Raw genomic sequence first — 22,855 nt, 5'->3', positions numbered from 1 at the left:
ACCGTCCTCTTTAAACGTCTGCATACTCTAAAAATGAACTGCACAGCAGAGGCAGGTTTGTCTTTTTCACATGAGAAAACTTTGTTCACCAGTTGGCTTTGCTGATTCCGGACAAAATTAGGGTGAAACACCTAATTTATCATTCCAACATGGATAGTTACTTTTCATGATCTGCGTCTCGTGTTAGAGTAATTACTCTAAATTAATAAATTAGCAAAGACGCTAGCGCAGTATCACGGGTTTTTGGAATGCTAAAAGGGTTAAAGAACATGTTATTTTCTCTTCAAGTGAAAGGGTATCGTGGTGTGATGAACGCACTGAAAGTGGCGGCGAAAGTTCTTCCAATGCCTAAGCCAACATTATTCAGTGGCCCTGGTTCATCATTGGAATTGTGTGAAGCCATTGCTCAGATGGGCACTCAGAACATCCTGATCGTGACGGATGAAGTGCTTCATAAACTAGGCATTTTGGACAACATCAAAAAATCTCTTGAAGAGAACGGTATTAACTTCGTCGTTTATGACGGCATCCTTCCTGATCCAACTTACGACCAAGTAGAAACGGGCTTGGCGATGTACAAAGAGAATGGCTGTGAAGCGATTCTTGCTGTGGGTGGTGGTTCTCCTATCGATGCGGCGAAAGTGATCGCAGCGCGTGTGACCAACAATCGTCCAATTAAGAAATTGTCTGGTTTCTTCAAAGTATGGAAAGCACCAGCGCCTTTCTTTGCAATTCCAACAACGGCGGGTACCGGTTCTGAAGTGACCATTGCTGCTGTGGTTTCTGACCCGGTTACTCACCAGAAAACGCCATTAATGGACCCGAAATTGGTGCCTATGATGGCGTCTTTGGATGCGTCTTTGATGACGGGTCTTCCACCGCATGTGACGTCTGCTACTGGTATGGATGCATTAACTCACGCGGTTGAAGCCTACATCTCAATGAACGCTAGCCCGGACACCGACAGCTATGCGGTGGCGGCGACGCGCTTGATCATGCAAAACCTTGAGAAAGTGGTTGAGAAGGGTGATGACATCGAAGGTCGTCAAAACATGGCGTTGGCGTCTTACTACGCTGGCTTGGCGTTCACTAAAGCAAGCTTGGGCTATGTTCATGCGATCTCTCACAACTTCGGTGCTAAATACGGTACGCCACACGGGTTAGGCAACGCGATTGTTCTTCCTTATGTGTTGGACTACTCCAAAGAAGCAGCGGCTGACCGTTTGGCTAAGTTGGCTGAAGTGAGCGGTTTAGCAGTAGGCGGTGAGACGAATCTGGAATTGGCTCAGAAGTTCATTGACCGCATTCGTGAAATGAACAGCAAGTTCGGCATTCCAGGTCATCTGGAAGCACTGAAGAAAGAAGACATTCCAGCGATTGCTAAATTGGCACTGAAGGAAGCGCACTTGAACTACCCAGTGCCTCGTTACATGGATCAACCGACCTGTGAGCAGTTCATTAGCCAAATGTTAGTGGCATAATTGATCGCTTCTTTATCGTGATGTGATTGAAAAATCCCTACCTTAGGTAGGGATTTTTTTATGCGTGATTGTCCGAAAATGAATAGAAAAACAGATCGAAAAGGCGTTTAATTCGTTTATAGTAGATAGCACTATTGAATTTCAATGATTCACGTGAAACTCATATTCTTTTGGTCTAACTAAGTTTTCTAAGTTATTGATTTAAGGTCGCTTATGGCAAGCTCTAAATCCAATCCAGAATATCAGAAGTTGTTTGCGGCCTTTGAGCGCGAGCTGGGGACAGGTGTGGCTGACTGGTCTGAGTTGGGCACCAAGTTTGTGTATCGTGAGATGAAGCCTCAAGAGCATTGGATTCAGGCGGGCGACTTCTGTAATGAATTCTGTTTTATTTTGGATGGCTTGTTGCGTGTCTATTACATCGACGATGCCGGTAACGAAGTAAACCAACATTTCTATCAAGCCAATGAAGTGATTGCGCCGATCAGTGCGATTATCAGCGACGAGCCTTGTCAGTATTATGTTCAGGCGTTGGAACCGTCGAAACTGATGTTGGCGGATTATAACCATCTGTCTGATTACGGTAACGAGCATCCTGAGTGGTTGCGGTTGGAAATCAAAATGCTACAGCGCGTATTTGTTAAGAATGCGCGTCATGAGGCGCGACTACTTCTTGGCAATGCAGAGCAACGCTACCGCTGGTTCTGTAAAGAATACCCTGAGTTGCTTGAACGTCTTCCGCAATATCACATTGCGTCCTTTCTGGGGATTACCCCGGTGTCTTTGTCTCGCTTGCGTAAGAAAGCGGAAGTGAAGTAAGGCGGTCATTGATTCTAAAAAGAGACAGGCTTTCAAGCCTGTCTCATTCGTTTGGCGTTGCTCCAACAGAACAATGAAAAGGTGCTTAGAGCGTCATGATGTACTGAACCAAATCACTGACTTCTTCATCACTTCCTGCACACCAAGGGTGGGGCGCCGCAGGCATTCCAATCGGTTCCGGTGTTCCCATTTCATCCGGGCCAAACTCCGCACGCATTTTCTGATAATCCCAATAGTAGTGATCCTCATCCCACTCCACGGTAGTGAAGTACTTGTGCCGTTCAATGAACAGGTTGCGTTTATAGCCGCGATCCAGCTTGGTAAGGTAATCGGATTTAGGTACTCGGAAGACATCACCACGACGGTTGAGATCCGGTGTGGTCATGGGTTGATCCATTGATCCAGGCTCAGGACGCACCGGAGGGTGCAGGGTGTAGTATTGCTGATACAACTCGGAGCCCTCGTCGCATCGTCCTGGGTTGACCAGATCGGTCATGTTGCGGACGTGACCATCGGACAGCAAGCCCCGGTTTTGTACCCAATACATGTCGCGCAGGAAGGTGGCGCGAATGGCTTCGGTTTCTTTTTGATAAATGGTCGGGGAGAAGAAGCGACCGACTTCGTCCAAACGAATCATCTGTTCGTTGGAGTTCAGACCAACACCGTCGTTGTGGCAGCTTCCGCAATCCCGGTCAAAGGTGGCTTTACCGCGCTCAATTGCTGAGAGCACTTTCGGATAAGCTTGCCAACCCGATGCGAGGAACTCGCCTTCCTGCAGTACAGGAACTTCTCGTGTTTTGGTCACTTCGAGATCCGGTTGATCCACCCAAATGCCGAGCCAGTTCTTTTTCTTCGGTTGTGGCACCCATTCGGTATAGGTTTCGGTTCGCATCTCGGTATCGGTTTGTTCTGTCAGTAACCCTTTTTGCTTGAGCCAACGGTACATACCCACGGTTCTGAGTAGGTCGTCGTTTGAATCCAGTTGCGTCATGTAGGCTGTTAGCTGTTCCAATGGTGCTTTACGCATGGCCCCTTGTGCTCCGTCTGGTTCTTCGGAGTGAATGTAGGAGCCTTCAAAGCCAACGTATGATTCAGTGTGCGAAAGCGAGCGACGCACACCCATGTAGTTGGTTACGTTCGGAATAGCAATTGGGGAGAATTGGTAATCGTTGTCGGTATGACTGCCTTCTCCTTTAATGCGAACCATGTTGTGCTCTCCGGCACCGGATGGCATGTGATACAGCAACATGTCTTTGGCAACACGTTCTTCCCCTTCGGCCCAGGCTGGCCCCGGTTCATTCTCGTAGATGCCCTTAAACTTCTTGAACAAGGTTTGTAGAACTGTCCACTTCATTGACCACTCGGGATTAGGCAGGCCAGGAAAGACCTTGGTGACATCTTCGCCGGTGGTGTCTTGATAGGTGATTTGATAGCCGTGACAGGACGCGCAGTTGAAGCCGATGAATTCACCCGGGCCGGTGTAAGGGGCATTGCCTTCGGCATAGCGATATCCGACCCAGCCGGTGTTTTTAGTGTTGCCTTCAAATTTAGCGGGGGCCAGTGTTAAGAAACCAGGGATCGGAGTTGGCATCGGGTAGGCGTCGAAATAGACATCCTTAATTGCTTCTTCAGGAACCTGGCCTTCGACTGTTTTATAGGCGCCAAATAGCTTCCTTGGGTCGGCGTATCCGCCTGCAATGGGGTCAAAGGCGCGATAGCTAAAGATGGCTGGCCAATCGAGATTCCGCACCCAATGGGCAACGCCGATGTTGTAATCGTAAGACCAGAAAATTTCACGCCCTTTTTGGACGAGATGATCAAAGTCCGGGTTATTCACTGTGACAGAGATGGGATCGCTGGCTTTGGCTTCACTCAGGCCCGACACCACGTCACATTGATGTTGAAAGGTATCGCTGATGATTCGAGAGGTTTGTGCATCAATGACGTTATGAGTCTGCCCAGGATGCATTAACGATTCGTTCGCGCCGAGCCGTTTTTGGACTTGTACGATCAACGGGCCGCTACTGGCATGATCAGGTACGCGAAATTGAATCTCGTGAGGTTGCCAGTTCAACACATTCTTCGGCCAGTCATCGACTTGTTCGTCGGTTTCGTAATTGACCTGATCGGCTGTGGATAACTTCTGATCGAACATCCGTAAATCGGTCTCAAGAATGCGGGTATTACCCAGCATGATCTTACTGAAATCGATTTCGGTGCCTTGACCAAAACCGCTGCCTGAGAGGGTAACGGTATCTCCAGGGATGAGTGTGATGGCTTGATTGCCGATGCGTGTCCAGGCCACTTCGCCATTCACTGTGATTACATCAATTACCGGCTGGCTAAAGGCTTGGGAGGCGGAATCCGCCCGAGCTTGTTCTCTGACCATGTCGGTTGTACAGAGGTCATCCTGATGTGGAAATTCACCCGGAAGCGGGTTGAGGAGGGTGGCGAAGGCGGTGCCTGATCCCAGCATGATAGCTAAGGCGAGTGCACTGCGACGCCCTCGTGTATCTCTGAATCGTCGAGTCATAATTGTTCCCTAATTGTTGTTATTTTTATTGAATTGGTCATATCTTGACCAGAATTAAGACTCTATGAACCTTGGCGTCTTCGAACAATGTTTTGTATGGCCGTGGTCTGCTTCTCTGCGACAGATTGGCGTGATAAATGTTAAGTAGTCGACAATTCACACCTGAGGTCGTGTATTCCTAACTTTGATGACAGGCCCTATTGTTAAGCTGCCAAAACAATAATAAATATCGGGAAACTGCCTATGAAATGGTTACTTATTAAATCCCTGCTGTTGAGCTGTATTCTATCTGTCTCTACGTTTGTTTCAGCAGATCCAATTACTCGCTTGTTCTGTGTCTTCGACCCGGTGGGTCATAAAGGCCCTTTGTTTAATCTTATGAAAGAAGCCAAGGTGTTGGCTCTGGATTGGGGGATTGAACTCAAGATGACAGCCTACACCGATGAAGGTGTGGCGGAGTCGGATTTTCGCGCCAAGCAGTGTGATGCGGTATTACTGACCGGCACTCGTGCTCGTAACTTCAATAAATTCACCGGATCAATTGAGGCAATGGGCGCGATTCCGACCTTAGAATCGATGCGCCTGGTATTACAAACCTTGATGCAGCCGAAGGCTTATCCGCTGTTGGTTGAAAACGGCATCGAGGTGGCAGGTATTTACCCTGCGGGCGCCATCTACCTGTTAACCCGTGACCGAACCATTGACCATGTTACCAAGCTGCAAGGGCAACGAGTGGCGACGTTAGAAAATGATGCCGCGTCCTTAGCGATGGTGCGCTATGTGGGAGGCTCGGTTGTCAATGCTAGTTCCGCCACCTTTGCCGGACTGTTCAATAACGGAACAGCCGATATTGCCTACGCGCCTTTGGTGGCGTTTGAGCCGTTAGAAATGGAAAAAGGCGTTCGGGATAACGGCGGTATTTTCAATTACCCCATTGCCCAGATGAACTTCCAGATGTTGATTCACCCTGACCGTTTCCCGCCGAGCTTTGGTCAAAAGGCCAGAGAACTTGCCGTACCGAGATTCGATATGGCCTTCGAAATTGTGGCGACCGCTCAGAATCGGATCAAGAAAAGCTACTGGATCGAGCCGGAAGAAGAGAACCGACAGTCCTATGACCTGATGCTTAAAGAAGTTCGATTAGCCTTGATGCGCGATGAGGTCTATGACCCGAAAGCACTCAAGCTATTCAAACGTATTCGTTGTAAACAAAATCCAAGCAACCCTGAATGTTCAGACGGGAGGGAATAATCATGACACGTCTTATTTCTCTGGTAGTGTTGCCAGTATTTGTACTTCTTTTGAATCTCTCTTCTGCCTTCGCGTCTCCAACTTTGAACACCGGGTTAGACTTAACCAGTCTTGAAGTGAAAGATATTCCTGCTCGTCATTGGTATTTCGGTGAATACAGCATCCAGCAAGCCAAAGACCAACCGACCACCGAAGCCTTGGCCAAACGCTTGGCTCAGACCATTGCGTTCCAAACAACCACTGAAATTGACGGTGCTTTTTCGCTGGTGGTGGAAGGCGCAACCGTCGACTCCATCCTCAAAGAAGACACCATGATTCAATTGGGGTGGTGGGTGAAACGGGAAGGGGAGCCCAAGGATGAATTTAAATCCGAATTAAAACCAGAGGCTCATTGCCTGGTCGCCCAATTCAAAGGCAACCAAACCGAACTCATGCTGGCGTGGCATCAGCTGTATTTAACGGCGCTGGATCGAGGATATCAAGTGGTGGGCAACGGCCGTACCCTGATTAACTTGCACAGTAATACAGGGTACATGATGGCCGAATTGCAGCTGGTGATTGAATAAGCTGACTAGCTGCCTGTAACTCATGGTGATTATCTTTTTTTGTGGTGATTAAAGAATACCACCAACAGGCAGTTAGTCTCTTCTCACCAGTTCAACCATGAGTGTTGCACTTATTATCTGAATTCAGGTCTGAATTTAGGCTTTTAATACTGTAATAATTTTACGGTGAAGCAATTTTGTTGATAACTACTTGGTTATTTACTGTATATGCTAAGATTACTGAATCTTCAGTACTATTTATAACTCCTCCATGGCTAATTTTTCCATAAGTATCTGTGAACTCTTGATTAAATATTTTATTGGCATGGCTATCATAGGATACTAATGAAAAATTCTCTAAGTTATATGCAGGAAACAAGCCCGTGATCCCTCCTTGTTTATTTTTACCAATAACGGAGCCATATTCATACCATCCACCCTCGCTCAGAAGCTCTTCTTGAGCATGATATTCCGTATTCCTATCGACTATTGATAAGCTTAACCCTTCAAAAGCACTTTGACCAATCACAGCATATTTTTGATCTGTAATTTCAGTTATTTGACCAACATTAAGATGTAAACGATCACCGCTATTATTCCATTGGCTCAAAACAGAAAAATCTGAGTTTAATTGAAGTATAATTGCTCCATCATCAAGATCTTTTATGTAGTCGGTAATATTACTATCCTTTGCCACCCCTGAAAGCACCAAATTGTTAGTGCTTGATGTTAATAATTTATTAATGTGCAGAATACTTATAGGATTGATTTCGGGAAATACTATAGGTGCTCCTATTTCACCATTATTAATATCAACTTTATGTAAGCATTCACCTGATGTTACATAGAGTTCGTTGTTCCACTCTGTCAAGCTGAAGAACATATATTCATTATAATTGTCGGGTTTATATAAACTTTCCCAGATTAATTCGAGGTTTTGGTTTAATTTAATAATAATGGCTTGGCCACTGGAGTTATCTCGTCCTACTAGATATATATAACCAGTAGGGGACTCATAAAGTTCTCTAAATCGAACATCTCCTGAGGCAATTGAGAAATATTCATTTATGATGTTTCCAGTCTCATCTATATATACTAACCAGTCGTCATAACCACTCACATTGGGATTTAAATCACGGGAATTAGTTGCTATAAGAAGTAAATATCCACCTTGGATTGAAGGACTTGCATCTCTAAGATATTCTAAACCACTTCCCCCAAGTTGAGTTCTAAACACCCCAACAGGGAGCACTTGAGCCTCACTCCACTCTCCTCCCAAACCATTCTGATCTACAGCTTGAACCCGCCAGTAGTATTCCCCTATGGTTAGAGTTTCAACCGCTTGAGTTGCCTGGGAGTTGGTGCTGATGGCTGAAGCTGTAGTAAAGGTTTCATCACGCGAAATTTCAATGTTATAAGACTGAGCTTGACCGACTGCACCCCAGTTAAGTGTTACGTCGTAATCTGTTTCGTTTGAAACTACGTTAGAGGTTAAGTTGCCGGGGGCATCTAGTGGTGCAATCGTGAAGGATCTGCTGTTGCTCCATGGGCCTGTTTGATCTAGTACGTTGGTTGCACGAACGCGCCATTGATAATCGCCGAGGGATAAGCTCGTTACTTCAAACGAGGTAGTAGGGGTAGTTTGTTCACGAAGGATATTTGAGAAACCATCTTTCGATAACTGAACGGTGTAAGCTGTCGCACCGTCAATTGCGTTCCAGCTCAGTGTTGCTGAATTCTGGTTTTGGAAGCTTACGCCATTAACGGGGGAGACCAGTGATAGTTCATTTCTTACCTCTGGATCAACGGTGACGGTGACTAAATTCGAGTTCGCGCGTTTATTGCCTACTGAGGCTTGTACCAGTAACGAATGATTAGAGGATACGGCCTCGCCCCAAAAGTAAGGCTGCCAGGTGATATTTAAAATACCGGCGTCCAGCTCTTCTTGTGTTGCTTCGTTAATGTGTTTGGTCGCAACCACTTCGCCATCGACGAGTAGTGAATAGGTGACGTTAGTTGTTTGATTCGGGAGAGAGAATCGTACCTGAGTCGTTGCATTGATATTTGAAAACTCGGCAGGCGATAAAATGACTACCTGATTTTGCAAGTCACCGATGCTAGCAGAAGGAATTGCAGTACCCGTTTCACCTTCGCTGAAGCTTTCGAGGTTGGTTTGAACGGCTTCGATGTCTAGTTCTGTAGCTGCCACACGTAAATCATCCAGTAAATCTGGAGCGTCGATATCGCCATCGTTTCTGAAGTCGCTCGCCGTGGTATTGAGCAGTTCAACCAGCTTGGCCTCCAGACTGGTATTTTGTGCGTCTGCCAGGTTGGTTGCGTGTTGATAGAACATTGCCGAGACGAACAGTAAATAGGCGTTGTCGGCGGCACTGCTGGCGTCTTCACCGTCGTAAATGTTCAGCTTGGTGAACTCGGCGGTTACCTCAGAATCAACCACTGGCTCTAGCTCTGTCACCCACTCTTGCTGTGCTTGTTGAATGGCTTGATTGACTGGTTGACCTTGAGACATGAGTTCTAATACCCGGCCATGAATAAGGTGGGTCAGGAGGTTGACGTTAGCCTGTTGTTCATTACTGTCTGAAATTTCGTAGACAGCTCTTAACGTCAGAGTATCATCAGAAATGGCGCCGGTAAGCTCGTTATAGTGGTAGCCGTTCACCGTAATAATGGCTGGTCCGGTGCTGTTCATAACGAATTTGAAGTTACCTAAATTGTCCTCGGTTTGAGTGTCCAAAGAGGTACTGGTCGAAATGCCTTCGTTAGTAAGTTTCGTTACGTTGACCGTTGAGCCCAATAAGAATGGCCCTTTCTGAGCGGTTCCTTCAACACTGTAGCCGGTGCCTGTAATACCGCCTTCGTCAGAGCCACTGCCTCCGCCGCTGGAGCAGCCTGTCAAAATGGCAAAGCTTGCCCCCATAATGGCCAATGCCAGTTTAAATTTCATTGCTATCGTCCTTCGTTAGGTTCTCTAAGTAGTAAATACCGATACCTGCTCTGTGGCGGGTTTTATCGTTCGTGTCGTGCTCATTCGCACGTGAATTATTTGTGTCTTTGTCTCTGGCTGCGAGCCATCGGTTTAATTTCAACAACAGCTGTTCCGATTCCGCTCGGCTCAGTCGTTCGAACTCTTCCACATCCTGTTTGGTTAAGTTGTTATAGGCCACTGTGAGCTGCATTTTGGGTTTGTCGGTTTGCGGGTTGAGGTTGTGTTCCAGTGTGTTCAAGAGATCAAAGCCACTTTGCCCCATGATCTTGAGTCGTTCCTGGTCGTTATGAAAAGGTACATAGCCTTTTGAAACTAATGACACGCCTTCGTCGTTTACCACCACAGCATTAATACGCTTGAGTTCATCCAGAACGGCAACATAGGGCATGTCACCGCTGGTTTGCTGCACTAAACTTTCAAAGCTTGGATGAGAGCCCGTTACCGGAATGGTTATCGGTGTGTCTGAATCGTCTGAATATCCCGCTGTTCTTAGCCAGCCTTGAATGACGCGCTCAGCCCGATTAGATCCATTGCTGTTGGATGATTGACTGCCATTTACTTGTTCGGTGCGAAGTCGGGAGACATCTTTCCGATGTAAGCCCGTCAGAATCGAAATGCGTGAGGTCGTTTGCTTTTTTCCTTCAATGGAAAAGCTTTTTTCTGCTTCTGAGACATAGATAGCTTTTGCCCATTCTGCAAATGAGGCAAAGCCCACACCTGAGCGTATGAGTAAGCGAATAAGCGGTGTGAGCAGTTTCTTGACTGCTCTTTCTAAATTGCTTTGGGAATCGTCCATGATTTAGCTATCGTCCAAGATATTTGGGAATATATTCCCAAAATTTACAAATAGCAACAAAGAGAGGCTGATATGACTTAGAAACGGTTTGAAAAACCATCTAAGTCATACAGAAGTATGTTCGGAGCGAGATTTTTGAATAGGGAGATGTGACCTAATAAGTTTTGAGTAACTGTCTACGGCAATGAAATCACCAGCAAACCGATGCACGAGCCGAAGCCAACAGCCCAGCTGAGGCTTCGCAACCAATGGACATCAGCCCAGTAACACAGGGTATAGGCGATACGCGCACCGGCGTAGGTCAGAGCCAGAGTTTCGATGGTGGGAACATCCGGTGTCGCAATCAGTGCCATCACCAGTGAACCGATAAAGACTGGCAGTGATTCAAAGTGGTTAAGATGGGCGGCCAGGGCGCGTTGCCCAAACCCGGTCAGTTGCTTTTGCTGTTCCCTCGGATAACGGTTGTCATAACCTTTTTCCTGCTTTGCCATAGCGAGAGCAACTGGCGCTTTGGTAATCACAATCATCAAAATAGCGAAGATCATTACACTGACGATAACGGTCATAGTGAGTCCTTTTGTTGTTTAGATTGATCCGTTGGTACGACCTTCTTGTTATAAATCGGATCATTGAGGATCAAATCAATTATGGAAAACTGTTTGAAACAGAGCATGACCAGCCCGCCTGTAAAGATCAAATAAATAGACGACATCAGTGATTCGAAAATATCTTGGTTGCAGGTATCAGAACAGTGTGTATCTCGTCATTTATCAGGCAAAACCGCCCCTTGGCCGGCGGGAGCGCGTTGTATTGATATATCGCAGTGTACAGTGGCTGAAAGTGTCTACACTGAGAGCACTTGTACAGACTCGGTAGAATTTTTATGTTCTCTCTCAACCTAGAGCGTAAATTGGCCACAAACCCGGCGCTGGCGTTTGATGCATTTACAGAACCTGATTTGGTCATTCACTGGTTTGCTCCTGGCGACATGATGGTGTCCGATGCGATTTTGGATTTCCGAAGGGATGGTCGCTTCTGTGTCGTGAGGCAGGAGCCCACCGGAGATCTATGTATCGTGCGTGGCCAATATCTCGAAATTGTTGAAAATGAAGCGTTGCGATTCAGTTGGCAGCTGGGTCAGGGCGACAGGACGTCTGAGGTCGCGATTTCTTTTTCCCAAGTGGAGCAGGACAAGACTCTGATTTCCTTGGCTCATCAGGGGTTTGTTGAGCAAGAACATAAGGATATCCATCTTCAGGGATGGACCGGGTGTTTGGATAAGCTTCAAGGGTTGTTTGAGATGAAAGGGCGATGCTAGAAGAGGTTAGAGTCGAGACGGTTTAGCTATAAAAAAAGCCCCATGACCTTTCGGTGATGGGGCTTTTTTCTTACAAGGCTTTGAACAGAAATCTAACGAAAGGTTAGATCTCAGCAGCTAAACGAGTGCCTTGATCTATGGCACGCTTCGCATCCAGCTCTGCCGCAACGTCGGCACCACCGATCAGGTGATGTGGCTTCTCTAAGCCTTCAACCAATTCGCGAAGTGGCTCCTGACCGGCACACACAACGATGTTGTCGACTTCCAGTACTTGTTTCTGATCACCCACTTCCACGTGCAGACCTTGGTCGTCGATCTTCACATAAGTACAACCCGGCACCATCTGAACGCCTTTGTTCTTCAGACCGGTACGGTGAATCCAACCTGTGGTTTTACCCAGCTTGGCACCCACTTTGGATTTCTTACGCTGAAGTAGGAAGACTTCACGTGGCGATGCGTGAACTTCCGGCTCAACGCCTTCGATACCACCACGAGCTTGTAGCGTCATATCCACACCCCATTCTTTCATGAAGGCTTCAATGTTTTGGCTGGTGGCTTCACCTTCGTGTGTCAGGTATTCAGATACGTCAAAACCGATACCGCCGGCACCAATCACAGCTACTTTCTTACCAACCGGCTTCTTGTCTTTCAGAACATCGAGGTAGTTCATCACTTTCGGATGATCGATGCCTTCGATGTCTGGTGTACGTGGTGCGATACCCGTTGCAATGACGACTTCGTCGAAGTTGCCGTTGTTCAGGTCTTCCGCTGTTACACGGGTGTTCAGTTTCAACTCAACGCTGGTTAATTCGATTTGCTTACCGAAGTAACGAATGGTTTCGTAGAACTCTTCTTTACCAGGAATCTGCTTCGCCACATTGAATTGACCGCCGATTTCAGCAGACGCATCAAAGACTGTTACTTTATGGCCACGAGAGGCTGCAGTAGTTGCAAAACCAAGACCGGCCGGGCCTGCACCCACAACCGCGATGTTTTTGATTTCTTTCGCTGGTTCGATGACGATTTCTGTTTCGTGACAGGCACGAGGGTTTACTAAACAGCTGGTCATCTTGCCGCTGAATACGTGATCCAAACACGCCTGATTACAGCCGATACAGGTGTTGATCTCGTCGCTGCGACCTTCTTCTGCTTTCTGAACGAAGAACGGATCAGCAAGGAATGGACGCGCCATCGATACCATGTCCGCATCACCACGCTCTAACACTTCTTCGGCTACTTCCGGCGTGTTGATACGGTTAGAGGTGATTACAGGAATGCTCAATTCTTTACGGAATTTCGCGGTTACCCAAGTAAAGGCCGCGCGAGGTACTTTGGTGGCGATAGTAGGAATACGCGCTTCGTGCCAGCCAATACCCGTATTGATGATGGTTGCGCCGGCTTTTTCGATTTCTTTACCTAGCTCAACCACTTCTTCGTACGTGCTGCCGCCTTCAACCAGATCCAGCATCGACAGACGATAAATAATGATGAACTCTTCGCCGACTGCTTCACGGGTACGACGAACGGTGTCGATGGCTACTTTCATACGGTTTTTGTATTCACCGCCGAATTCGTCGTCACGCTGGTTGGTACGTTGTGCCAGGAACTGGTTGATGAAGTAACCTTCCGAACCCATGATTTCAACACCGTCGTAGCCGCCCACTTGCGCGAATTTGGCCATATTAACGATGTCCTGAATTTGCTGGTCGATTCCCTCTTTATTCAGCTCTTTTGGCTTGAACGGGTTGATCGGCGCCTGAATCGCAGAAGGGGCTACCGAATTCGGGTTAAAAGCATAACGACCGGTATGAAGAATCTGCATACAGATCTTACCGCCTTCGGCGTGTACTGCATCGGTAATTGGCTTATGTTTCAGCGCGTCTTCATCGCTTTTGATCAGGTTGGTGTGCGGGTGCGTCGCGCCTTCGGCGTTCGGGCCAAACCCACCGGTTACGATCATGCCAACACCTCCACGAGCACGTTCAGCGAAGAACGCCGCCATACGGTTGACGCCGTCTTTGTGTTCTTCAAGGCCAGTGTGCATAGAGCCCATCAATACTCGGTTTCTTAGTGTGGTGAAGCCAAGATCTAATGGTTCCATCAACTTTGGAAAATGTGGGTTGGTCATAACATAACTCCTTCACAAGCCTTTCTTTGAGGCCGCTGTATTCTTCTAGTCTGTTGTTTGTCTCGTGTACTACGAGAGGTGTAGGGGCATTGCTTTCTTCTGGGAGTGCCGCCGCTAAAAAGACAATCAGCACCGATTTGCCCACACCGAATGTGGGGCTAGTATCTTTGGAGTTAGGTAATTGATCCTTAACATTTGTTAAAGAGGGGGTGGTTTTTATGAAGTTGTCGTTTTCTCTCAATAGCGACGGAGGTGATTAGTTAGCGCTGCCACACCTCAACTTTGACATCATCGGCCATGATCGAAAAGTCGCCATTAATGGATACCGGGATGGTCTCATTCAACTGAACCTGGCTGTCGACATCAAAGTTTAATTTCACTGGAATACCTTGCGTCAGCTTGATACTGACCGGCACCGAAGAGGTAACGGGTAGGCTAAGATCTTGGGCCACGGGCACTGATACCACATGTTTCACCGGTACTTTTACCGAGCCGCTGACATCGACACTGCCTTGAATCGGAATGTCGGCTTTGACGGGGATTGTGGCGTGCAAACGAGCATCCAGAGCATGGATGTCCGCATTGACGGCTTCCGAAACATGAACCCGTTGATGAATTGGCACGCGAATGTTGACGGGGATATTGGCCTGGATCGGTAACGTAATACCGGCAACTGTGGTCACTTCTGTATCCACTGGCAGTACCGTATTTACTTCGATTTCATCGTCAATCATCACGCCGTCGCTCAGGGCCACGGTCAGGGTATTGAAGGTCAGTTGTTCTTTGCTGATGGGGATATCCACCGGCAACACCACGTCCAGTTTGGTGGTGGTTTCAAAATCTAATGTGGTATTGAGTGCGACATCCAACTCAAAATCCAACGGCACTTGAAGGGTTTCATTCAGAGTGACATCGATGTTGTTATCGAGCATGACATCGCCCTTTAAGGCTTTCGGAATGTCGATGATCAGATCTTGCTGGATATTGGTTTTAAACGGGATGTCTTGATCCAGTGCGATATCCACAGGTTTATTGAGCTTGATGTTGAAGTTTAAGAAAAACAACGGATTGAACAACGCAAACAAAACAAGAATGCCCAGCAGGACATTGGCGGCGATGCTGTACCAGATTAAGTTCGACTTCTTCACAAGGATCAACTCTACGAATTATTGTTATATGGCTTGTTATCTGGCTCTACTGTAAAAGATTGCGCGGATGCTGTCGAAAGTGAATCGGACGGATTCTTTTTCTCACTCGACAGTTGTTCTCATTATGGCCGTTCTCACCGTGACTTTTCTCATCTACCGGATGTTTCTATGTCTTAATGTATTAGATGTCTTAATGTATTAGATGTCTTAATGTATTAGATATCTTGAGGCATTAGGTGTGTAAATGCATTGGATGCTGCTCAAAGCTATCGAGATTATTGTGAATATAGTCCAGCAAGGCCGACATCGCAGGCGTAGGGTGTTTGGCTTTGGGGTAAACCACGCACCACGAACGTTTTAATGAAAAGCCCGGAATTTTCACTTCTTTCAACAGACCCAATTTGAGTTCTGGCAGAATACCTAACTTGGGGAGCACCGCGACCCCCAGCTCGGCCAAAACACCGTGTTTCACCGCATCGTTGGAGCCTAATTCCATCACAGGTTTATAACGAATGCGGTTTTCGTGGCAATAGAGTTCAAACGCCAGTCGGCTGCCCGAGCCCATTTCCCTCGATAACAAACCGGCATTAATGAAGTCCTGAATGCTTGGATCTTTGGTCTGATGGATTGGGTGATTGGCATGTGCCACTGGCAAAAATTCGTTGTCCATAAAGGGCAGGGAGGCGAGCGGTTTCTCTTCGGGTACCATACCCATGATCACTAAGTGATCCTGGTTTTTGTTCAATCGACGTAAGGCTTCCGAGCGATTCACCACACTGACTTTGACATTTAAAGCCGGGTGTTCTGAGAGAAAATCTTTCAGCAAATAGGGCACCACGTATTGCGCGGTATTCACCGCCACCAGATTCAAATCACCGGCCACTTGCCCCTTCATCTCAGCCAGGTTGGATTGGAGGAATCGCAGTTCTTCAAAGATCACTTGAATGGAGCTTGCAAGCTTTTCCCCTGCGGCGGTGCAGTAGAGTTTTCGTCCCACGTATTCAAACACAGGAACGCCTAGCGCACTCTCCAATTGTCGGATTTGGCTGCTGACGGCTGGTTGGCTCAGGCCCAACACTTCCCCTGCTTTGGAATAGCTTTTGGCCTGATATACACCGAGAAATACCTGAAGTTGTCGGAAAGTCAGTCGGTTGGCTAATTTTTGAACCGATAACGGCATGTGAATTCTCCAGGAAATACTTATCTATAAGTAAAAGCTTATATCTAAGCTAAATAATAACAATTTTACATTATAGATATCGACACTATCCTTACCAAAAATGACTCGATGGCCCAGAGCATAAGGTTCTACAACTAAAACTCTGGGCATTTTTTGCTAGGGAATAAACCAATGCTAAAGAAAATATTGATTGCTAACCGGGGTGAAATTGCAGTGCGTATCATCCGTGCGTGTGCCGAAATGGGCGTGCGTTCGGTGGCAATTTATACCGAACCCGACCGTCATGCGCTGCATGTGAAACGTGCGGACGAAGCTTATTCTCTTGGAGAGGACCCATTAGCTGGGTACCTGGACCCGCACAAGATTGTCAGTTTGGCGAAGCAAGTGGGGTGTGATGCGATTCACCCAGGTTATGGCTTTCTTTCTGAAAATGCCGAGTTTGCGCGTCTGTGTGAAGAGCAAGGCTTGGTCTTCATCGGGCCTAAATCCGACGTTATCCACAAGATGGGCGACAAGACTCAAGCACGGGACAGCATGCGGGCGGCAGGTGTGCCGGTGACGCCCGGTTCGGAAGGCAATCTGGCAGACCTCGATGAAGCGCTGAAACTGGCGGAGGAGATCGGTTATCCGGTGATGCTGAAAGCCACATCGGGTGGCGGCGGTCGAGGGATTCGACGTTGTGACTCGGCGGAAGAGCTGACCGTTCAATACCCTCGTGTGATCAGTGAGGCCACCAAAGCCTTCGGCAGTGCCGAAGTGTTCCTCGAAAAATGCATCGTGAATCCTAAGCACATTGAGGTTCAGGTGTTGGCCGATTCCCAAGGCAATGTTATTCACTTGTACGAACGTGACTGTTCGATCCAACGTCGTAACCAGAAGCTGATTGAGATTGCGCCAAGTCCACAGTTGACGCCTGAACAGCGTAATTACATCGGTGAGTTGGCGGTGAAAGCGGCGCAAGCGGTGGGCTATCAAAACGCCGGTACGGTGGAATTCCTGCTGACCGGCAATCAGGTGTATTTCATGGAAATGAATACCCGTGTTCAGGTGGAGCATACCATTACCGAACAAATTACCGGTGTGGACATTGTTCGTGAGCAAATCCAGATCGCCTCGGGGTTGCCTCTGAGTTATCGACAAGAAGACATTCAGTACCGTGGCTATGCCTTGCAGTTCCGGGTGAATGCGGAAGATCCGAAGAATGATTTCCTACCAAGTTTTGGTCGTGTCAGTCACTACTACGCGCCGGGTGGCCCCGGGGTTCGTGTCGATACCGCGATTTATACCGGCTACGAGATCCCGCCGTATTTCGATTCCATGTGTCTCAAATTGGTGGTGTGGGCATTACGTTGGGACGAAGTGATTGCCCGAGGTCAGCGTGCGCTCGACGACATGCGACTGCATGGCATTAAAACCACGGCCAACTACTACAAAGAAATTCTGGCCCATGAGGATTTTAAACGGGCTGAGTTTAATACCAGCTTTGTGCCTGATCATCCAGAGCTATTGAAGTACTCCGAAAAGACGCATCCGAGTGAAATTGCGTTAGCCATTGCCACGGCGGTAGCGGCTCACGCCGGTTGGTAATAAGTGCCCATACCGGTTGGTAGATGGTGGTTGGTAGATGTCGGTTGATAACGACGGATTCAACAGAATTAGAGATGACAAAATTTTAAGGACACTCTCATGACTGCGAGTAAAAAAATTGAAGTTACTGATGTAATTTTACGCGACGCGCATCAATCCTTGATCGCTACGCGGATGCGTACAGAGGACATGCTCCCGATTTGTGAAAAGCTGGATCAGGTGGGCTACTGGTCTTTGGAAGCCTGGGGCGGTGCAACCTTCGATGCTTGTGTGCGCTTCCTGAAAGAAGATCCGTGGGAGCGTCTGCGTAAACTTCGTGAAGCCTTGCCAAATACCCGTCTGCAGATGTTACTGCGCGGTCAAAATCTGCTTGGCTACCGTCATTATGCGGATGACGTGGTGGAAGCCTTTGTTCAGAAAGCGGCGGACAATGGCATGGACGTGTTCCGTGTGTTCGATGCGCTGAACGATGTGCGTAACCTTGAAACGGCAATGAAAGCGGTGAAGAAAGCCGGTAAGCATGCTCAAGGCACGCTGTGTTATACCACCAGTCCGGTGCATTCCCCTGAATCCTTTGTGACGCAAGCGAAGACGTTGAAGGATATGGGCGCAGATTCCATCGTCATTAAAGACATGGCGGGTCTGTTAACTCCCTACGCGACTTTTGATTTGGTGACGGCACTGAAATCCGAGTTGGATTTACCGGTTGTGCTGCACAGTCACTCAACGGCGGGTCTGGCCGGGCTGTGTCAGTTGAAGGCCATTGAAGCAGGCGCGGATCGTATCGATACCGCCATTTCATCTTTTGCTAATGGCACCAGCCATCCGTCCACCGAATCTCAGGTTGCGGCATTAAAAGGCACGCAATACGACACAGGCTTGGATCTGACGTTGCTGGGTGAAATTGCTGATTACTTCCGTGAAGTACGCAAGAAGTATCACCAGTTTGAGAGCGAATTTACCCATGAAGACGTGTCGGTACAGATCAACCAAGTACCGGGCGGAATGATGTCGAATCTGGCGAACCAACTGAAAGAGCAGCATGCGTTGGATCGTATTCGCGAAGTGTTCGATGAAATTCCTCGTGTTCGTAAAGACCTGGGGTATCCGCCACTGGTGACACCAACCTCGCAGATTGTCGGGACGCAGGCGGTGTATAACGTATTGAGTGGCGATCGCTACAAAACCATCACCAATGAAGTGAAACGCTATCTGCAGGGTGGTTATGGTCAAGCACCGGCAGCGGTTGATGCTGAATTGCAAAAACGTGCGATTGGCAATGAAGAGGTGATCGAAGGCCGTCCGGCAGATCATTTGAAGCCGGAGATGACCAAGCTCAAGGCGGAAATTGGTGATCTTGCGTTATCAGACGAAGACGTGCTGACCTACGCCATGTTCCCGGATCTTGGGAAAGAGTTCCTTGAGCAACGTCGTGATGGCATCCTTGAGCCGGAAGTCTTGCTGCCAATCGGCACGGGTCAGATTCCACAAGAACAGGGTGGTACTCCGACCGAGTTCAGAATCAATGTTCATGGTGAGACCTATGAAGTGGCGATTACCGGTGTCGGCGATGCGGACAGTGGTAAGCGCAAAATTTATCTTTCTTTGGATGGAATGCCTGAAGAAACCTTGTTCGAGCCGCTTAACTCCTACCAGAGTGAAGCCGGTGGCAGCAAGCGTCAACGGGCGACGGATCCTGGTCACGTAACCACGGCCATGCCTGGCAATGTGGTGGATGTCTTGGTCAAAGAAGGCGATCAGGTGAAAGCCGGTCAGGGCATTCTGGTCACCGAAGCGATGAAGATGGAAAACGAAATTCAAGCGGGCATCGCAGGTACGGTTACTCATGTCCACGTGAAGAAAGGCGATCGTGTTACACCGGGTGAAATTCTGGTGGAAATTACCCCGGAGTCTTAAGTAATGCCTGATATTGTTGTCATGTTCTTTGTGCTCGGTTTGGTCGCCGGGTTGCTCAAGTCTGACTTGAGCATTCCCAAAGCGGCCTATGAAACACTGAGCCTGTTATTGATGTTAACCATTGGTTTGAAAGGGGGGATGGCACTTCATGATTCCCTTGAGTGGGCCTTGGTCTTTGAGTTGTTGATGGTAGCCGCCTTGGGGGCAATCATTCCTTTGATTGTGATTCCGGTGCTCACCAAGCTGGCAAAAGTGGATGGGGCCAATGCCGCGAGTTTGGCGGCACACTACGGCTCGGTCAGTGCCGGGACCTTTGCGGTGGCACTGGCGTATGTGGATACGCTTAATCTGCCGATTGATCCGGAAGTGACTTTGTATCTGGTTATGTTGGAATTGCCAGCGATTTTGGTGGCGTTAACCCTTTACCGGAAACTGGGTAATAACAAACCGGATACCGGCGTGATTCAGAGTGAGCTTTGGCGTGAAACCTTCACCAACCGGGGTGTGGTCCTGCTTACGGGTGGTGTCATCATTGGTTTTATGTACGGCCCGATTCAGGGTGCCGGTGTAACAGAACTCTTCACCAGTGCTTTTAAAGCAGTGTTGGCCTTGTTCTTGTTGGAAATGGGCTTAACGGCTGCAGAGACCTTATCGCCAGTGCCTTGGAAGAAATGGCGTTTGCTGTTGTTTGCTCTACTGGCTCCACCGAGTTTGTCGTTGCTTGGGCTAAGTGCCGGTATGGCGATGGGCTTGGCCGAAGGCTCTGTGGTGGTGTTGGCAACGTTAACCGCCAGTGCGTCATATATTGCGGCACCTGCGGCCATCCGAACGGCGATTCCAAACGCCGATATTGGCTTGGCAATGTTGATGTCGTTGGGGATCACCTTCCCATTCAACGCCATTGTCGGGATTCCGCTGTATCACCACTTGATCAGCGTATTCTAGGGCGGTCGTTTCACCTTAAACCAACCTTTCAGATTGTTTCACCCCCGACCATACTCCGCGATAAAGCTTAGGTATTACTAAACATAGGTATTACCTGAGTTGTTTGGAGTATGGTCTTTTTCCCTTTCTGACCTTCCCTTTGATTGAAAATCCCGTCGCTTAACAAATGTTAAGGCTGATTTTTTCGTGGTTCCTGATAATCCGCTCACTAAGAACAATTACGAACGACAGTGAGGAGCCAGTCATGGCGGAGCAGTTGCCAGAATACCGAGTCCCGTTGAAGGACATGCAGTTTTTGTTGAATGAAATGTCGGATGACCAAGGGACGGACGGCGTTACTAATGAAGATCTGTTTTTCATTCTGGAACAAGCAGCACGCTTTGCCGAAGAAGAACTGGTTCCGATCAATCAGGATGGCGATACCAATGGCTGTGTCTTCGACAATGGCAAAGTCACCCTGCCTGCCAAGTTACGTGATGCCTTCCGTACTTACGCCGAAGGCGGCTGGATGGGCTTGTCGATGCCGGAACAATTCGGTGGCCAAGGTCTTCCTGAACGTTTGTCTACTCTTGTGGGAGAAATCCTGACGTCGGCTAACCACTCGTTCAGTATGACGCCGGCGCTGACCATGTCTGCCTCGCGTGCGATCATCGGGCACGGTTCTGACGAACTGAAAGAAACCTATCTTGAGAAGTTATTAACCGGTACTTGGACGGGCACCATGTGTTTGACCGAAGCGCATTGTGGTTCGGACCTGGGCTTGATTCGCACGTCTGCCGAAGAAGTGTCTGAGAGTGTCTATCGCATCAAGGGTAATAAGATCTTTATTTCGTCCGGGCAACACGATGCGGCTGATAACATCGTTCACTTGGTGTTGGCTCGTTTGAAAGACGCCCCGAAAGGCATCAAAGGTTTGTCGTTGTTTCTGGTGCCAGCCAAGTTGAAAAACAAAGCCGGTGTATGGAACAAGAAGAACGAAGTGCATTGTATCGGCATCGAAGAAAAGATGGGGATGCACGCCAACCCAACCTGTTCGATGAGCTTTGAGGGCGCCGAAGGTTACCTGATTGGTAAGCCAAATCGAGGCATTAACGCCATGTTCACCATGATGAACGAAATGCGTTTGGGCGCATCGCTTCAAGGCATTGGTCTGAGCGAGCGCAGCTTCCAGAAGAGCCTTCAGTATGCGGTTGAGCGCACTCAAATGCGTAGTTTGGGTGGTGTTAAAGCGCCGGAAAAAGAAGCCGATCCGATCATTGTTCACCCGGACGTTCGTCGCATGTTGCTAACGCAAAAAGTGTTGGCCGAAGGCGGTCGTGCGATGGCTCAATTCTGTGCGGACTTGTTGGATGAGTCGCATAAGCCGGGTGCAGATAAAGAGCGTGTCGAACTGCTTGGTTTACTGACGCCGATAGCCAAAGGCTTCTTAACCGATACCGGGTTGGCCTCGGCGGATTTAGCCATTCAGATGTACGGTGGTCATGGTTTCATTAAAGAAACTGGCGCAGAACAATTATTCCGAGATGGCCGCGCTTCGACTTTGTATGAAGGAACCACCGGCATTCAGGCGCTGGATTTGTTGGGCCGTAAAGTGCTGGCAAATCAGGGTAAGAGCTTGTTGAGCTTTACCAAGTTGATGCATGTTCTGAGCAAAAAGACGTCAAGTGAGAAGTTGGGTGATCTGGCTGATACCTTGTCCGGCTATTCAAAAGAGTGGCCGCAATTGGCGAAACAAGTGGGCTCCAAAGCCATTGGTGATTTTGAAGAAGTGGGCGCTGCCAGTTATGACTTCTTGATGTACTCCGGCTATGTCAGCCTGGCGTACTTCTGGTTGAAGATGGCGAATGTGGCGCAAGAGCTATTGGACGGTACTCGTCATCCTAATGGCGAAACCTTTGATCGTGATTTCCTCGATGCCAAAGTGAAAAACGCCCGCTTCTATTTCGAGCGTATCTTGCCTCGTGCCCGTGCACACAAAGAAATGATGTTGGCTGGTAAAGCGAGCATCATGGACATTACCGAGTCTCAGTTAATCGGATAATCTGAATTAGTTCAGATGAATTAGTTCAGATCAGGCTGCGAGGGTGTGTTCACCTCGGTAGTCTGTCTCTTTCTATGATTTCCTTCGAGTCGCCTCTTTGAGGCTCCTCACCAAGTTTGCTCCGTTCCTTCACCGGGTTCGGAGCCTTTTTTTGTCTTATTT

General features: G+C 48.2%; 16 protein-coding genes. 9 read left to right on the top strand and 7 right to left on the bottom strand.

All coding sequences use genetic code 11. The annotated features are described in order from the left end of the window. The first annotated feature begins 269 nt into the window (after positions 1-269). The gene (locus tag QQL66_RS16740; RefSeq protein ID WP_284382975.1) at positions 270-1,481 is read left to right on the top strand and encodes an iron-containing alcohol dehydrogenase; all 1,212 of its coding nucleotides are present in this window, start codon (positions 270-272) and stop codon (positions 1,479-1,481) included. Between the two features lie 213 nt (positions 1,482-1,694). Then, complete coding sequence (locus tag QQL66_RS16735) at positions 1,695-2,297, top strand: Crp/Fnr family transcriptional regulator (protein ID WP_284382974.1); 603 nt, start codon at positions 1,695-1,697, stop codon at positions 2,295-2,297. 85 nt (positions 2,298-2,382) lie between these two features. Here QQL66_RS16735 and QQL66_RS16730 read toward each other — a convergent pair whose 3' ends face one another. Further along, positions 2,383-4,830 carry a hypothetical protein gene (locus QQL66_RS16730; RefSeq protein WP_284382972.1) on the bottom strand — a complete coding sequence of 816 codons (2,448 nt, stop codon included), beginning with the start codon at positions 4,828-4,830 and terminating at the stop codon, positions 2,383-2,385. A gap of 243 nt (positions 4,831-5,073) precedes the next feature. On the opposite strand from QQL66_RS16730, the gene QQL66_RS16725 reads away from it, so the two are divergent. Then, a complete protein-coding gene (locus QQL66_RS16725; protein WP_284382971.1) occupies positions 5,074-6,081 on the top strand; it encodes a putative solute-binding protein in 1,008 nt (335 codons plus the stop codon). Positions 6,082-6,083: 2 nt separating this feature from the next. Then, the gene (locus QQL66_RS16720; protein WP_284382969.1) at positions 6,084-6,647 is read left to right on the top strand and encodes a hypothetical protein; all 564 of its coding nucleotides are present in this window, start codon (positions 6,084-6,086) and stop codon (positions 6,645-6,647) included. 160 nt (positions 6,648-6,807) lie between these two features. Here the strand turns inward: QQL66_RS16720 and QQL66_RS16715 are convergent, their stop codons facing one another. From QQL66_RS16715 to QQL66_RS16705, 3 genes are all read right to left on the bottom strand, one after another. Further along, positions 6,808-9,591, bottom strand: a complete 2,784-nt coding sequence (locus QQL66_RS16715) for a hypothetical protein (RefSeq protein ID WP_284382968.1) — start codon at positions 9,589-9,591, stop codon at positions 6,808-6,810. Continuing rightward, complete coding sequence (locus tag QQL66_RS16710) at positions 9,581-10,429, bottom strand: DUF6502 family protein (RefSeq protein ID WP_284382967.1); 849 nt, start codon at positions 10,427-10,429, stop codon at positions 9,581-9,583. Before QQL66_RS16710 ends, QQL66_RS16715 begins: the two co-directional genes overlap by 11 nt. 176 nt (positions 10,430-10,605) lie before the next feature. Next, complete coding sequence (locus tag QQL66_RS16705) at positions 10,606-10,995, bottom strand: MAPEG family protein (protein ID WP_284382965.1); 390 nt, start codon at positions 10,993-10,995, stop codon at positions 10,606-10,608. Positions 10,996-11,312: 317 nt separating this feature from the next. Here QQL66_RS16705 and QQL66_RS16700 point away from each other — a divergent pair, with 317 nt between their 5' ends. Beyond that, positions 11,313-11,747: an SRPBCC family protein gene (locus QQL66_RS16700; protein ID WP_284382964.1), complete on the top strand. Its 435-nt coding sequence runs from the start codon at positions 11,313-11,315 to the stop codon at positions 11,745-11,747. Positions 11,748-11,850: 103 nt separating this feature from the next. Here the strand turns inward: QQL66_RS16700 and QQL66_RS16695 are convergent, their stop codons facing one another. The 3 genes from QQL66_RS16695 to QQL66_RS16685 all read right to left on the bottom strand — a co-directional run bounded on the left by QQL66_RS16695 (position 11,851) and on the right by QQL66_RS16685 (position 16,203). Next, complete coding sequence (locus QQL66_RS16695) at positions 11,851-13,875, bottom strand: oxidoreductase (RefSeq protein ID WP_284382963.1); 2,025 nt, start codon at positions 13,873-13,875, stop codon at positions 11,851-11,853. 260 nt (positions 13,876-14,135) lie between these two features. Next, on the bottom strand, positions 14,136-15,023 hold the full coding sequence (locus QQL66_RS16690; protein WP_284382962.1) for a hypothetical protein: 888 nt from the start codon (positions 15,021-15,023) through the stop codon (positions 14,136-14,138). A 232-nt stretch (positions 15,024-15,255) separates the two neighbouring features. Next, on the bottom strand, positions 15,256-16,203 hold the full coding sequence (locus QQL66_RS16685) for a LysR family transcriptional regulator (RefSeq protein ID WP_284382960.1): 948 nt from the start codon (positions 16,201-16,203) through the stop codon (positions 15,256-15,258). Positions 16,204-16,374: 171 nt separating this feature from the next. Here QQL66_RS16685 and QQL66_RS16680 point away from each other — a divergent pair, with 171 nt between their 5' ends. The 4 genes from QQL66_RS16680 to QQL66_RS16665 all read left to right on the top strand — a co-directional run bounded on the left by QQL66_RS16680 (position 16,375) and on the right by QQL66_RS16665 (position 22,693). Then, complete coding sequence (locus QQL66_RS16680; RefSeq protein ID WP_284382958.1) at positions 16,375-17,790, top strand: acetyl-CoA carboxylase biotin carboxylase subunit; 1,416 nt, start codon at positions 16,375-16,377, stop codon at positions 17,788-17,790. 99 nt (positions 17,791-17,889) lie between these two features. Continuing rightward, a complete protein-coding gene (gene oadA / locus QQL66_RS16675; protein ID WP_284382956.1) occupies positions 17,890-19,707 on the top strand; it encodes a sodium-extruding oxaloacetate decarboxylase subunit alpha in 1,818 nt (605 codons plus the stop codon). Positions 19,708-19,710: 3 nt separating this feature from the next. Then, on the top strand, positions 19,711-20,652 hold the full coding sequence (locus QQL66_RS16670; protein ID WP_284382954.1) for a sodium-dependent bicarbonate transport family permease: 942 nt from the start codon (positions 19,711-19,713) through the stop codon (positions 20,650-20,652). A gap of 256 nt (positions 20,653-20,908) precedes the next feature. Beyond that, positions 20,909-22,693 carry an acyl-CoA dehydrogenase C-terminal domain-containing protein gene (locus QQL66_RS16665; protein ID WP_431356927.1) on the top strand — a complete coding sequence of 595 codons (1,785 nt, stop codon included), beginning with the start codon at positions 20,909-20,911 and terminating at the stop codon, positions 22,691-22,693. The last annotated feature ends 162 nt before the right edge of the window (positions 22,694-22,855 follow it).

This window comes from Litoribrevibacter albus, assembly GCF_030159995.1.
Lineage (GTDB): Bacteria > Pseudomonadota > Gammaproteobacteria > Pseudomonadales > Litoribrevibacteraceae > Litoribrevibacter > Litoribrevibacter albus.
This window is presented reverse-complemented; position numbering and strand designations above follow the sequence as displayed.

Coding starts and splice junctions, on each gene's coding strand:
- QQL66_RS16740 (WP_284382975.1), top strand. CDS start 270: ATGTTATTTTCTCTTCAAGTGAAAGGGTATCGTGGTGTGATGAACGCA.
- QQL66_RS16735 (WP_284382974.1), top strand. CDS start 1,695: ATGGCAAGCTCTAAATCCAATCCAGAATATCAGAAGTTGTTTGCGGCC.
- QQL66_RS16730 (WP_284382972.1), bottom strand. CDS start 4,830: ATGACTCGACGATTCAGAGATACACGAGGGCGTCGCAGTGCACTCGCC.
- QQL66_RS16725 (WP_284382971.1), top strand. CDS start 5,074: ATGAAATGGTTACTTATTAAATCCCTGCTGTTGAGCTGTATTCTATCT.
- QQL66_RS16720 (WP_284382969.1), top strand. CDS start 6,084: ATGACACGTCTTATTTCTCTGGTAGTGTTGCCAGTATTTGTACTTCTT.
- QQL66_RS16715 (WP_284382968.1), bottom strand. CDS start 9,591: ATGAAATTTAAACTGGCATTGGCCATTATGGGGGCAAGCTTTGCCATT.
- QQL66_RS16710 (WP_284382967.1), bottom strand. CDS start 10,429: ATGGACGATTCCCAAAGCAATTTAGAAAGAGCAGTCAAGAAACTGCTC.
- QQL66_RS16705 (WP_284382965.1), bottom strand. CDS start 10,995: ATGACCGTTATCGTCAGTGTAATGATCTTCGCTATTTTGATGATTGTG.
- QQL66_RS16700 (WP_284382964.1), top strand. CDS start 11,313: ATGTTCTCTCTCAACCTAGAGCGTAAATTGGCCACAAACCCGGCGCTG.
- QQL66_RS16695 (WP_284382963.1), bottom strand. CDS start 13,875: ATGACCAACCCACATTTTCCAAAGTTGATGGAACCATTAGATCTTGGC.
- QQL66_RS16685 (WP_284382960.1), bottom strand. CDS start 16,203: ATGCCGTTATCGGTTCAAAAATTAGCCAACCGACTGACTTTCCGACAA.
- QQL66_RS16680 (WP_284382958.1), top strand. CDS start 16,375: ATGCTAAAGAAAATATTGATTGCTAACCGGGGTGAAATTGCAGTGCGT.
- oadA (WP_284382956.1), top strand. CDS start 17,890: ATGACTGCGAGTAAAAAAATTGAAGTTACTGATGTAATTTTACGCGAC.
- QQL66_RS16670 (WP_284382954.1), top strand. CDS start 19,711: ATGCCTGATATTGTTGTCATGTTCTTTGTGCTCGGTTTGGTCGCCGGG.